General features: G+C 62.4%; 11 protein-coding genes and 2 pseudogenes. 8 read left to right on the top strand and 5 right to left on the bottom strand.

What is annotated here, in order from left to right; translation table 11 throughout:
- Positions 1 to 203 (top strand): annotated as a pseudogene (locus tag JKG68_RS23585) (hypothetical protein); the annotation flags it as partial.
- 368 nt (positions 204 to 571) lie between these two features.
- On the opposite strand, the gene JKG68_RS23580 reads toward JKG68_RS23585, so the two are convergent.
- Positions 572 to 1,354: a hypothetical protein gene (locus JKG68_RS23580; protein WP_202063786.1), complete on the bottom strand. Its 783-nt coding sequence runs from the start codon at positions 1,352 to 1,354 to the stop codon at positions 572 to 574.
- A gap of 37 nt (positions 1,355 to 1,391) precedes the next feature.
- Positions 1,392 to 2,219, bottom strand: coding sequence for a nucleotide-binding protein (locus JKG68_RS23575; protein WP_202063785.1), 828 nt, complete (start codon positions 2,217 to 2,219; stop codon positions 1,392 to 1,394).
- A 221-nt stretch (positions 2,220 to 2,440) separates the two neighbouring features.
- Between JKG68_RS23575 and mobF the strand changes: the two genes are divergently transcribed.
- A complete protein-coding gene (mobF, locus tag JKG68_RS23570; protein ID WP_202063784.1) occupies positions 2,441 to 5,899 on the top strand; it encodes a MobF family relaxase in 3,459 nt (1,152 codons plus the stop codon).
- 354 nt (positions 5,900 to 6,253) lie between these two features.
- Positions 6,254 to 6,979: a metallophosphoesterase gene (locus JKG68_RS23565; RefSeq protein WP_202063783.1), complete on the top strand. Its 726-nt coding sequence runs from the start codon at positions 6,254 to 6,256 to the stop codon at positions 6,977 to 6,979.
- 73 nt (positions 6,980 to 7,052) lie between these two features.
- Here the strand turns inward: JKG68_RS23565 and JKG68_RS23560 are convergent, their stop codons facing one another.
- The 3 genes from JKG68_RS23560 to JKG68_RS23550 all read right to left on the bottom strand — a co-directional run bounded on the left by JKG68_RS23560 (position 7,053) and on the right by JKG68_RS23550 (position 9,667).
- Positions 7,053 to 8,240 (bottom strand): YML083C domain-containing protein, encoded by a 1,188-nt coding sequence (locus tag JKG68_RS23560; protein WP_202063782.1) that lies wholly within the window; start codon positions 8,238 to 8,240, stop codon positions 7,053 to 7,055.
- Positions 8,241 to 8,667: 427 nt separating this feature from the next.
- A complete protein-coding gene (locus tag JKG68_RS23555; RefSeq protein ID WP_246515772.1) occupies positions 8,668 to 9,072 on the bottom strand; it encodes a hypothetical protein in 405 nt (134 codons plus the stop codon).
- Positions 9,073 to 9,220: 148 nt separating this feature from the next.
- Entirely contained in the window at positions 9,221 to 9,667 is a 447-nt protein-coding gene (locus JKG68_RS23550; RefSeq protein WP_202063781.1) for a helix-turn-helix domain-containing protein, read from the bottom strand.
- 313 nt (positions 9,668 to 9,980) lie between these two features.
- Here JKG68_RS23550 and JKG68_RS23545 point away from each other — a divergent pair, with 313 nt between their 5' ends.
- From JKG68_RS23545 to JKG68_RS23535, 5 genes and pseudogenes are all read left to right on the top strand, one after another.
- A complete protein-coding gene (locus JKG68_RS23545) occupies positions 9,981 to 10,931 on the top strand; it encodes a tyrosine recombinase (RefSeq protein WP_202063780.1) in 951 nt (316 codons plus the stop codon).
- Positions 10,932 to 10,988: 57 nt separating this feature from the next.
- Positions 10,989 to 11,168: a hypothetical protein gene (locus JKG68_RS33685; protein ID WP_246515776.1), complete on the top strand. Its 180-nt coding sequence runs from the start codon at positions 10,989 to 10,991 to the stop codon at positions 11,166 to 11,168.
- Positions 11,147 to 11,686, top strand: a pseudogene (locus tag JKG68_RS33680) (AAA family ATPase); the annotation flags it as partial. The gene JKG68_RS33685 and the pseudogene JKG68_RS33680, both read left to right, overlap by 22 nt.
- A gap of 73 nt (positions 11,687 to 11,759) precedes the next feature.
- Positions 11,760 to 12,254 carry an AAA family ATPase gene (locus JKG68_RS33675; RefSeq protein WP_246515770.1) on the top strand — a complete coding sequence of 165 codons (495 nt, stop codon included), beginning with the start codon at positions 11,760 to 11,762 and terminating at the stop codon, positions 12,252 to 12,254.
- 176 nt (positions 12,255 to 12,430) lie between these two features.
- Positions 12,431 to 12,817 carry a hypothetical protein gene (locus JKG68_RS23535; protein ID WP_202063779.1) on the top strand — a complete coding sequence of 129 codons (387 nt, stop codon included), beginning with the start codon at positions 12,431 to 12,433 and terminating at the stop codon, positions 12,815 to 12,817.
- Positions 12,818 to 13,030 lie beyond the last annotated feature (213 nt).

Here is a 13,030-nt window from a genome sequence, read left to right as displayed (position 1 = left end):
CTCATACGCCGGGCCAAGTTGTGATCGACCTGCTGTGGATCGCGACCCGGGAGGACTTGTCCGGGCAGAGCTGCCAGTTGCTTTACGATACCGAATCTGGAGAGCCGCAAGCCATGGAGATCTCAGTTCAGCGAACACTCACGCTGTTGTTCGTGCGCTTGGCCTACATCTCCTATATGCAGTGGAAAACGCCAGAAGAGTGACGGACAATGAGCAACTGATCGCTCAGCCGGCAGCGGGCCGGTTTTTGACAAGAACCTGCGCTAGCAGAGATCCTCTTCGTCGGCGCCACGTCCTCCGCGGACATCGCCAGGCCACAAGCAATCGGTATGTCGGCGATGCTCATCTCCGAGTTCGAGACGATAATAGCCTCATCGCCCAGTGATTGAACATACGCAATCTCCGAATTGTTAGTGGACGAGGTCAGAAGCGTCTGCTTGCCCGCAACCTCCGTGAGGCCGGACCGCAATGTCAACGGGTTGCTGGAACTGAAGGCGCAAGTCGACCTCCAGGCCTGTCGCGCATTGGATCTTCCGAGAGAGACTTGAGAGTCGCGCAAGCTTATGGTGTGCTATTGCGCAGTCGACGTTTCTCCGGGTGGAGCCTGCCGGAACGGAAGCTCCCCTATCTTCCATCCATATGTTTGACCATCAACCGTCCATGCAAAAGGATAACACCAGGTGAAGCCCCGGCCGTAACCAGTGCCGCTGCGGGATGCCCTGTCGTAGCGGTCCTGTTTCTCCCATCCGTTACCGGAACACTCCGCCAAGGCCACAAGACTTGTAAGTTTGGATAGATCATAGGCGGCCCGCCCGTCACGCGTCAGCGCCCAGCGTTTCAGGGTCTCTTCGGTCGCTGAGCCCGACCCGGCGTATGGGCTATTCTTGCCAAGTAGCCAGCCGCCACCGAACGCCCCCGCCAGCAGAACCAGCGACACGAGAATTCCGGCGACGACAAGGCTTCCTGCGACCTGGATTCTGCGTGCGGCCGCCAAGGCCTTGAAATGCTCGGCGGCGGACTTGGCAACCGCGTCCCCGGCCTTGCGAGACAGATCCGCATAGGTTTGCTCGACGCGGGCGGTGGCGGCGTCAGCGACGGGGCCGACGGCGCGGGCGGCGGCGGCTTCGACGCGGCCGGGCAGGTCCTTGATCGCCCCTTGGAACCCCAGCACCGATCCCTGGATGTCGCGGGACAGGCCTTCAAGGGCTCCGACCGCCGCTAGAAAAATCGTGGTCTCGTCATTGGGGCCGAGGTGGAGGTCGGCAATCGTGCGCATGCGGGCATCCCGGATCTCCGGCGGGACGCCAAACAGGTCGCAAGCCTTGTCGAAGATGGTCTTGACTTCAGGTCGCATGGGAGTCCTTTGGCATTGACTGGCCCGGCCTGTGCTCTCAATGAGCCAAACCCAGCACCGAGCGGGCCGGCTCCAATGACTGGCGGAATTCCCGCATGAATTTCTGGACCTGCCCGCGCTCCACCAGGGTGAGGGATGTGTGGCCGCGCGCCTGTGTAAACGGGATCGCGAGCGCGTCGAGCTTCGCCCAAGTGCCGGCAGGCAGAGCTGGGAATTCGATCTCCACCCCGCCTAGAGCCAAGAACTCGCTCCGCGTTTTGCCGCCGATTTCCTTTCCTTGCGGATCTACGAAGCCGTACCAGAAAGGAAAGTCGTCGTTCATCTTGCCAAAGTTGCGGTTGATCACCGCGACGTGGTCGGCACGGTCGCCGACCAGCTTAAGGTAGCGGCCAACCGATTGTGAAGCCGCGATCACGTTCGAGATTACATGGACAAAGGTCAGGCGATAGCCGTTGTCCTCGAAGGTCGCCAGAAACTCGTCGAGGTTCTTTTCGGCGTCCAAGATCCTGGTCAGATCTGTCAGAAGTCCGCCTGCCAGATCGTGGACCATGAGAGGGTGTCCCTCGTCGATGGAATTCACCAGCATATCCCGCTCCCTCTCGGAGCGGCCGTTGTAGAAGCCGACGCCGACGAGGGGATCCTGCTGTGCTGTTCGATCGCCAGCCTCGCTCCTGGTGCCGAGGAGACGACCGAGACCGCCGACACCGCCATCGGCATCGTAGGCGGCGACCGGCACGCCGTCCTGACGCATGATGTCCACGAAGGAGATTGCCCAGGCTGTCTTGCCGACGCCGCCCTTCTCATTGGCAATCAAAATCGCACGCTTCGATGCCGATGCCTGAAGCGCCTTTGCTGCTTTCGTCATTCAAAATATCCTTCAATGAGAACTTTCACTTGCATTCAAACGTCGCTGTCGCTGAGCAGGTGACCCGTCACACCCGTGCCGGCACTCGCATGTGGCGAGAGCTGTCTTGCGGGGTGCCCCTGGACCGACCTCGGGCTGGCAGAGGGCTGGCCAGAGTCCGGCTTCCTGCTCGCAGGGGTCCGGCGCGGATCGGCAGACGCGCCTGAACGCGCGTTATCGCCATGTTAAACCCCTTCCGTATGTGCCCGGACCAGGGCGAGGTTGACGGTCGGGTTCTGCGCGATCTGGCGTGGGGCCGCGATCCCGAAACCCAGGTTGCGCTGGTGAGACTCTCCGCCAATGGCCGGCGCAGCGTCGGCTACGATCTCCAGTGCGCCGCCCCCAAGAGTGTCAGCGTTCTGGCCGCCTTCGCCGCGCCCGAGAGCCGGTCAAAGATCCTGGCCGCCCACGATCGGGCAGTGCGCCGGACGCTCGATTACGCCCTGGAGGCAGGGCTGGTCGTCGCCCGAACCGGTCCGCAGGGCGTCGAGCGCACGCCGGCGCACGAAGTGAGTGCCGCGATCTACCGGCATTTTACGTCCCGCGCCCAAGATCCACAGTTGCACTCGCACGCTGTGATGCTGAACTTGGCAGTGCGCCGGGACGGAACGACTGGCGCGATCGACAACCGGGACATTTTGCGCTCCCTGGGAGCTTTGGCCGCGCTCTACCGGAGCGAGCTCGCCAGCGGACTGCGCACCGGGCTCGGCTTCGAACCGGTGCGGAAGGGCCGCAACTTTGAGATCGCAGGCGTGCCGCGCAAGGTCCTCGAGCGGTTCTCGAAGCGGCGGCTGCAGATCGAGCAGGCTGCAGGAGAGGGCGGCTTCGACACGGCTGTCCATCGGGCGGCCGCGCAGGTTGCAGCCTTCGGCACACGCGAGGTGAAAGATCGGGAAATGCCTCTGGCCCTTCTTGAGGAACGCTGGGCGAGAGAGCTGGCCACCACCGGCTGGCGCCCGGATTCCTTGTTCCGCCTTGTCGCCATCGAAGCGGAGCGCATCCGGATGGAACGGGATCCCGAACCCCGCGGCCGCGAGCGCGCCACGACCACGGCGGTCGTGGCTGTGCATGCACTCACGGCGACCGAGGTGGTCTTCGACCGGTCAGCGCTCATGCGCCGGACCCTTGAGGCGGTGCAATGCGCATGCACAGCCGACGAGGGGCTAGCACTCGTCGAGGATCTCGTGGCCTCCGGCCTGATCCTCGCAATCGGCCGCAACGAGGCCGGCACGTCGGTCTATGCGACGGCGGCCCTAGTCGAGGCCGAGCGGGACCTGTTGCGCACGGCCTTGCGTCGGCGCGGCGAGCGGGATTTCGTGCCGGAGATCGCCCTTGAGGGCCTTCTCTCCCGGCCGGGGATGCTGTCCGAGGCGCAGGGCCGTGCGGTTCGGCACGCCCTCGACCGCGACGGGATCTCGCTCATCGAGAGCCCGGCCGATGCGGGCGCATCGCTCACGACGGCCATCGCCGACGCTGCCCGTGAATGCGGCAAGGACGTCTGGACGGTCACGCCTTCGTGGAGCGATGGGGACTGTCCGCACGCCGACGTGGAAGCCGCTGCGGCCGCGGCATGGACGGTGCAAGCGTTCACGGAGCAGCTCAGAACCGGGGCCATCAGTCTGGACGAAAACGCCGTCGTCGTCTGCGTGGAGGCCGATCTCGTCGCGACGCGGGATATGGCGGCGCTGGTTGGCCTGGTCAGCGAGGAAGGCCGTGGGGCTAAGCTGGTGCTGATCGGCGACACGGCCCGTCCCAGGCCCGCCATTGCTGGGGCCCCGATGGCGGCGCTCGTCCGGGCCCTTGGAGCGGAGCACCTGACAAATGACCAGTACCAGCGTGCGGAGTGGCAACGGGCAGCCTCGCGCGACTTCATAGCGGGCGATCCGGTGCGGGCCCTAGAGGCCTATGACCGGGCCGGCCTGATCTGCTGGGCGGACGATCGCCACAGCGCCCTGGAGTCCCTCGTCGATGACTATGTTGCGGCACGCCAGGCTTTCCCCGACGCCTCAAGACCTGCCGGAAATGGACCGGCCCGCATTATCCTGACTGGGCGGACGCGGGACGTCGCCGAGATCACCAATCGCGTCCGCGCCGCCCTCAGGGAAAGGGCAGGGCTTGGCGAGGAGGTGCTGGTGCACGCCATCCCGCCCGGCAGCCGCGAGCCTGTTATGCTGGCCCTGGCCGCGGGTGACGACGTGGTCTTCGGCGAGGATCTCCAGGTGCAGGGGCAGATAATCCGCCCTTTGGATCTGGCGCGGGTTGAGCGCATCCAACGAGGCCCTGATCCGACGTTCACCTTAATGCTGGCCAGGACCGGAGCAATGATCACGACGCGGCTGTCCGCCCTTGTCGGAGTCCGCGCCGGCCAAGCCCAGGCTCCGAAGATGCAGCATGGGTATGTGTTGCCTGTGCAGGCCGCCGCCGGCCTGATCGTCGATGACGGCTACGTTGCAAATCTGCGCGGCCTGGGCCGCGAGGGTCTGGCCATAGCGATGACCCGCCACCGGCGGCACGTCCGGCTGTATGTCGACACCTCGCGGGTTCAGGTCCCGCGCGCGGCGGGGGCGTGGATCCGCAAGGCGGTAATGGAGGAGGCGCGGCTCAGCGAGCGCAAGAGGAATGTCAGTGATTATGCGCCGTGCCTTCGCGCCTTCGTCGGGGTTGCACCCTCGGAAGGGGCGGGCTCTCTCCTTAACACATCGGCAGGGGCGCGGAGCCGGGTCGCCGGTCTTCCAGGCGCGCTGGCCGAGAGGCCGGGCTCAGTTGGGCTCGCGGCGTGGCAGGGCAGCGCCGCCATCCGAGCGCTGCGGGAGCGGATCGCTGAACGCCTGTCCGGGCCATGCTACCCACTGCCCGAAGCCAAAGCCGAGATCCTTGCCCGCGCGGATGCGCGCCGTGCAGGCCACCTCTCCGATGGGAATGCAGCGTCCGTGCGGAAGTACGGACGCCTCTGGCACATGTTCTCGCGGGAGCCGAACGAGCATTTGCTGACGGCCTGCAACATCGCGCCGGAGGTGCTCCAGCGTTTCCGTGCCGACATTCGCACTGCCCCTGACGGTCGTGCCGCGTTTGCCCACCGCGATCTTGCGGGCCGGATTACGGGCGTCGAGTATGAGGGACCCGCGGAACAGGGCAAGGTCGCGAGGCTTCACATCCCGGTTGACGGTGAGAGAGCGCTCACGCAGATCGGCGACAGCCGCAATCCGGTCCTGATCTATGTTGCGCGATCCAGCCTTGAAGGGTTGTCGCTTTATCAGAGCGACCATAGCCCGGAGCGGGCCTTGCTCGTCTCGCTTGCGGGACACCGCGGCGGCAGCGCTTGCGGCCGGTTCCGGGAACTCGTTCGGCGCTGGCCCGGGGCCACGATCCAGATCGCGGCAGACAACGATGATCTCGGCCGAGGCTTTGCCCATACGATCGAGGAGCAGGTCCGCGAGGCAGGCGGTGCCAATGCGGCGGTTCAAATCCGTATGCCTGCTGACGGCTTCTGGACCTGGAACGACCAGATCCTGGGGTGGACCCGTGCAATGGCCGCAGCCTTGCAGGCCGGGCACGAAGCCCGGATGAGGGCCAAACATCAGAAGAGAACCCCGCGGCGTGCTACTCAGCAGAATGCCGGGTCGGATCCACGAGACCGCTGAGGAACAGGCTAGCGAGCATGAATGAGATCAAACTCGCGTCTCCATCTAGGATAACGAAATCTGAAGGCTGCCCATCCACGCGTTAACGTCGTGATCTTCAACGCGCGGCGGATTAGTCACAAGGTTTCGAGGCCTTGAGGGGAGGCGCCGGCCATGTAGGGCAGGATCATTCGGCCTCCGAGTGCAACTCCTTTGCTTGTAACGGAATTTGCACTTCCGAATAGAATCCACCCAGCTACAACCGGAATTTGTATAAGCAAAATTTTGACAGGGAGGCGGCTGTCGGCCTGGAGGATGGCCGCACAGAACTGTGCCTCATGGCGCAGGAACACAGCATGAGCCGAGGAAGCACCATTGACCAGGATTGCGCTGATCTCCGATCTTCACCTTGAGGAGCGCAAAGACCCGCCGCTGCTTGGGACACCGCCCGGGATGTTCCAGGTCTATGGCAGCCTCTCGCTTCCTTGTGAGATCGACGCCGATGTCATGGTGATTGCCGGCGACACGCATCCCGACCCTGAGATCCGCAGTCAGGTCCTCAGGATAATTGAAGATGAACTCGGCTTGCCCGTCATCCACGTCAACGGCAACCATGACTACTACGGCGGCTCATTCCCGAAGGACCTGGGCACCGTGATCACGATTGGCGGGATCCGGTTCGCTGTGGCAACGCTCTGGACCTATCTGGATGAGGCCGGGCAGCGCGAGGCTGCTCGCTTCCCGGACTTCGTGAAGATCCAGGGCGTGACGGTCGACAGGTGGAACGACCTGCACCTGGCGCAACTCGCCTTTCTCGAGCAGGCCAAGGCCGACGTGATTGTCTCGCATCACGCTCCCTTTCCTGGGTCGATCCACCCTGACTTCCAGGAGGATGCTCAGAACGCGTTCTTCGTCAACATCCTCAATCCGGAGCGCTTTCCCAAGACCCAGCTCTGGATCCATGGTCATGTCCACACCCCGTTCGACTACCTGGTGCCGGCTGGGAATCATCAGATGCGCGTCGTCTGCAACCCTCTGGGCTATCCGATGACCCGGAACCGCCGGCGCGTCGGGATCAAAGTGGTCGAGATCCCGTCTTGAGGCATGTTGAATCGACCTCTGGATGGGGTGGTCGGAGGCTCGTGTGTCGCGCACGTCACCCAACGACCAAGCCTCACGCTGGCCGACGTCCTGCCATAAGGCGCAGCGATCCGTCAACGCCGGTGACCTTTGGCTGGTCAAGGTTGAGGTTCCCAAGCTTCCAGGACTGGAGGACCACAGAGGTGCTACCGACCGCTTTGGGCTTGACGCCTCCCTCAGCCACACGCTCAATGGTCAGGGACTTCCCGCTCCAGTCCAGCAGGAGACGATCGTCTGGGCCAAAGCCAGCTTGGTCCCACACATCCCGCGGCAGGCGGATGGCCGTGTAGAACCGGTCCGAACGCTTGGCGTCTGGAATCGACTTCACCACAATGCCCGCGGAGCCGGTCTGACGAACTTGGCCCCTGCTCGTCGTCGAACGCAGGCCTGCCCTTGAGGGCTCTTTTGCCCTGGACGCCTTCCGAGGTTCTGGCTCTGAGCTGAATTCTGGATCTTGCTGTTCGACAGGTTCAGCCTCTTGCGGGAGCGGCTCTTCTGCCTTGGGCGGCTCTCGCTCAGGAGGGGAGGCGCTCGGGATGGACCAGATTGCGCTGACAACATCCCGCAGGCCGCCGGAGATCCCGTCAGCCGATTGGACCATCAGGGGTGCAAGCCTAGCGATGGCCTCCATCTGCTGACCGCCGAGAGCCACCAGCTTGCTCATCTGCTCTGCCATGCCTTCCATGGTCGAGTGCAGGCCTTTCAGCTCTGCGGCCATTCCCGTCAGGGCCAGTTCCACCTCGCGTGACAGGGCGGGGGCTGATCCGGTCTGCGGGGGCGCCTCCGGAGTGGAGGAGGGGCGAGGGGCCTGCACCAGCTTGGGGCGGAAGACCTCCGCGGCGAGGGCTTCAGGCTTGCCCAAGTGGCGGGCCAGGATATCAGCCGTATCCCGGACCCGCTTATCCGCTGGGGCGCTCGGGCGGCTGGGAGGATTGACAGCCTCTGGCGACCCCTGGGGGCCTGCACCGTTGGACGGCCGAGGCTGCCGCTCCTCCCGGGGTTTTGCCAGGCAAGCCGGACACAGATCATAGGCTCGGTCGCGTCCGAGAAGCCAGCCGCGGTCCTTGAAGTAGCCTTTGACGAGCTCATCAGCGGCAGGCTTGCTGGCCTCGTAGGTGTCCGTCTTATGGCATCCCGAGCATCGGGCGGTGAAACGATACTTGGAGGGGGCTCCGCCGGTACGGGTGATCTGCGGCTCGAACTGACGTGCGATGCCCGGCATCTTGCTGGTCCTATAATGATGTTCGAAAGTTTTCTGAAGGCGCGAAGGTTAACGGCTCCCGGCAGCCTTCAAGAAAATCATGACAGAGAATTGGGAGGCATTTAGCGCCTCTACTGCGGATTTCCAAGGTGCTGTGACCAAGCTTCCTAACGGAGCTGCGCGTGAACTGATCTCGATACCACGACGTAGACTACATCTTCGCCATTGCCGAACATTTTGTAGGGATTGCGAAGCCGGCGAGGCGAATTCATAGAACCTGTCACCAATGCCATCCTGGAAGATACGCGATTTCAATGATGCACCCAGCGAACCCTGCTGAGCTTCCTGAGAAACCTTGCCGCTAGCGACCCGTTCGCATTGAGGTCTCAAACGAGGAAAGATCTGACGGTTGCAGAGAGAATAGGTGATGGAGGTCTTTGCTGGACCGTCAGGTAAGAGGTGCAGCCTGCGTATAATGATCAGATGACGTCCGCATATTCGCTGAGTTCTGCAACAGTCTTTGGTAGGCCTTGTGCCTCAAGAATGGCGAGGTAATCCGCTGCAGTCTTTGGAGGATTTCTAGGCGGGCACGGCAGTTCTTCGCTGCAATCACAACGCCAGCGTGGTTCAACCCGAACTGATAATGCAGGAAGTCGTCAGGGTGCTGGAGCTCGATGTTGTATTTGTGAAGAGTCCCAACCGGAAAGTCCTTCAGGTTGAAGGTGACGATGGCATCGGACGCTGAGGCGATGGCTGCCGCCAGCACATGTCGGTCATCAGGGTCTGGGAGCTGAAGGCCCTCGATGAGTTCTTCGTAATCCTCAACAAGGCAATCAAGCACGGCTTGGTTCATGAGGTCCCGGGTCCGCTCCAGCTGGGAGCGGGTCAGGTCCGGCCGTTTGGCGCGAAACAGACGCGCAGCCGCAAGCTCAATGAGGAAATCCCGCAGCGGCGCAGGGTAAAGGACACACGCATCGAGCAGGACTGTATAACTGGACGTCTTAATAGCCCATCCCCAGTTCCTGGGACTGAGCCGCAAGCTCGTCCATGGCTGCACCGCGCGTCTCCTCGGCCTGCTTTCTGAAGGCCTCTAAGTCGCTGAATTTTACCCGTCGATGCGTGCCCACCATCCGAAACGGGATTTTCCCGTCGTTGAGGAGTTTGACCAGATAAGGTCGTGAGACATTGAGGTGGTCTGCGGCCTCTTGGGTGGTTAGCTCTGCATGAACGGGGATGATGGTGACAGCATTCCCTTGCGCCATCTCTGTGAGCAGATGATGCAACAGGTGCGTTGCTGCCCGAGGCAGTGTCAGAACCCTTCCATCATCGAGCTGCACCTTGAGGTTCGCGTCAGCATGCCTGAAGGCTGCGAGCATGCGACTGGCTTGGAGCGCCAGTTCCGCATCCTGCGGACTCGGCAGAACAGGTCGTTCGAGCAATGTCGACATAGCAGGCTCCCTCAGCTCAGAACGTGATATAACACCCGGCGTGATCACTGCAATATTCGAAATAAACGAAATATCCGAAATGATCACGAATTACGGTCACAATTGCTCTTAGTTCCCAGCCGACGGCTGCTGCTCCGGTTCTACGACAGTAGGAGGAGAGTGGCGTCAATGCAGCTTTGAGTAGATCAAGGCCCGATCGGATACCGCTGGAGCATACCATACATTAGCCAGTATAACATTTCGCATAAGAAGGATTTTGACAAGAAATCTGTAACTCCTGCCGTGCCAATCTCCTCCTGATCAGGAGGATCTCATGCGCACTAATCACCGGCTGGCTCAGCTCTGGCTCGATGCTCTTGCCACAGAGCTCGGTGCCGCAGCCGGCACCATCGACACCTACACCGACGACCTCAATTGTTATCTCGCTTGGCTAGGCGAGAAAAGGCTCCGACTGGACGATGTCGGCCTCGAGCACGTCCGGGACTACATCGCCGCTCTCGATCAGCGGGGCTACGCCGGATCGACCATCGCCCGCCGCATCACCGTCATCAGGAACTTTCATCGCTTCCTGATCGCCGAGGAACTCGGCTCCCGCGATCCCACCTCCACCATGCCGGCCATGAAGCGGCCCAGGAAGCTGCCCTTCGTTCTGTCCATTGCCGAGACCGAAGCCCTCCTGGAGACCGCTCACAAGCTTGCGGCCGATCCATCAGTCGGTGTCTACCGTCAAGCCGGCTATGCCCGCCGGGCCGCCCTGTTCGAGACGCTCTATGCGTCGGGCATGCGGATCAGCGAGGCGCTGTCGCTGCCCTCCGATGCCGCCCGCCCTGGCACCCGCATGCTGATGGTCCGCGGCAAAGGTGACAAGCAGCGGCTCGTGCCGCTTCATGACCGAGCCATTGCGGCCATCACCCACTGGCAGACCCTGGCCGCTGTATATTCCCATGGCAGGCCGACGCAGTGGCTCTTCCACCCTGTGCGCAGTGGCAGCAAGGCCCTGACGCGTCAGGCTGCCCTGCTGGAGATCAAGGAGGCGGCGGTGGCGGCTGGGCTCTCCAGTCCGGAGCGGGTGTCCCCGCACGTGCTGCGGCATGCGTTTGCCACCCATATGCATTCAGGCGGTACAGACCTGCGCGTGCTGCAGGAGCTTCTGGGGCATGCGGGCATCGAGACCACCCAGATTTACACGCATCTCGACACCTCCCGCCTGCACCAGATGGTCCGCGATCTCCACCCGCTGAACGCCGAAAATACTGCGGAGTAAGCATACAGATCGATTAGAAGTACGCTCACCGTCCTCATTCAAACCGTATGACCAGTGATGAAACCAGATCTCTTCGCAAAGGCCCAGGAGCAGCGCCCGAAACCCCTTGCTGCCGAGATCCGTCCACAAACCCTCGACGAGCTCATCGGCCAGCAGCACATTCTTGGGCCGAACGGACCCTTGCGCCGCCGCGTCCGGCCGGTCGCCTCGGCACAATCATTCTCTTTGGGCCGCTAGGAGTTGGGAAGACTACGATTGCCCGGGCCATCGGTCAGGAGATGAAGAAGGAGTTCCGCTCCCTGCGCCCGGCCAGCAGCAACGTCTCTGACATCAAGGCTGTGGCGCAAGAAGCTCAGGCCAAGGATATCCTGGTGTTCATCGACGAGATCGACCGCTTCAGCGGCGCGCAGCAGGATTATCTCCTTGATTTCACTGAAACCGGCACCTTCGACCTGATTGCTGCGACCACCGGCAACCCCTGTCACGTGCTCACCCCTGCCCTTGTCTCCCGCGCATCTATTTTCCAACTGGAGCCGCACTCGCTGGACGACTTGCGGCAGGTGGTGGGGCGGGCCATCGCCTTTCTCGCGAGCCACAAAGATGTGGACGTTCACCTAGACGACGATGCCATGAAGCAGCTGACCGGCCGAGCCGGAGGGGACGCTCGCCGGGTCCTGAACGCTCTTGAGACCCTTGTGCTCGGATCAGAGCCTGGTTCCGCCATCTCGATCACCGGCGCTATGGTGGATGAAGTCTACCAAGCCTCACCCCTGCCCTTCGACTGCAGAGGCGACTATCACTACGACACGATCTCCCTTCATCAAATCGATGCGTGGCTCGGATCCGGACGCCACCCTCTACTGGCTGGCCCGCCTGATCCATTCCGGGGAGGATCCCCGTTTCATTGCTCGCCGCATTCTCATCCACGCCTCGGAGGATATCGGCCTGGCTGACAACACCGCTCTCCAGACCGCCGCGGCCGCTCTCACGGCTGTCCAGCACGTTGGCTATCCGGAAGCTCAGATCGTCTTGGCGCATGCAGCCTTGCATATTGCCCGGGCGTCGAAATCCAACTCGGCCTGCCGGGGCATTGGGACTGCGATGGCTTATGTCAAATCACAGCCTATGATCCCGGTGCCGCCCTATCTGCGGGACGGACACTATGCTGGAGCGGCGAAACTGGGCCATGTCGGCTACCAGTTCCCGCATGACGACCCGCGTGGCTGGGTCGAGCAGAAGTACGCACCCGGCATTCAGCCAGGTCAGTTCTATCAGAGCGATGGCCGAGGCAGTCACACAGTCGAGGCCCGGGCAGACGCCTAGTGGGAACGTGTCACCTGCCAGCCGCAGCCACAACATGGTCAGGAAAAGCCCAGCAATGATTGACACCTCGCGCTACGGCATTGATGCCCTGGATCCTGAATGCCCTGGCGGCAGTTCCAGTAACATCTCGTTAGTCCTCGCCGTGTAGCCAGTGTGAGTGCCGAGGGAGGTGAGAGATGGCCCTGCGCTGGAAGCCAACAATCCCTGCCGACAACAACCCGGAGGATGTCGTCGGCAGTTTGCATCGTCATATCTTTGCGCGGGTGTATCGGGTTCCGAACGGAAGCGACCAGGGTCGCTTTCGCTGGTATCTCAACGATGTGCCGGCCTCAGCCGGAGTTCAGCTGCAAGGGGCGGAGGAGACCCAGAGGAAGGCGCAGCAGGCCGCCAACTTCCAGTTTCAGCAATGGCTCAAGCGGGCGGGCCTCAGGGAAGCGCCGATGAGAGCCAAGAGGCAGGTCACCCTGGCCTTACAGGAAGGCCCTGCGCCTAAGGGTTCCACCCTGAATCGGAAGGCGCAAGCCTCGGCCGTTCTCGTTACGCACGAAAGCGAACAAATCTGAGAGGTGGAGGGCTTGGCGCGCCACAATGCCGCCAGGAGCCGGTTGGTCTGATGATCTCGAGCCTCACCCGCTCGCCTGCAGCGTGATGCCGAGATATCTTAAGAACAGAGGAATCCCGATCGCCAGGTAGCGTTGATCCAAAGTGTGCAGCAGTGCGGAGTGATTGACGTTCCCCTTGTCGAAAAAGGATAAACAGCCCGTAGAGTCCATCTG

Origin of the sequence: Microvirga aerilata, from assembly GCF_016743775.1 — a bacterium.
GTDB lineage: Bacteria > Pseudomonadota > Alphaproteobacteria > Rhizobiales > Beijerinckiaceae > Microvirga > Microvirga aerilata.
Note: the sequence above shows the minus strand (reverse complement) of the source record. Positions and strands in the feature narration are given on the sequence as shown.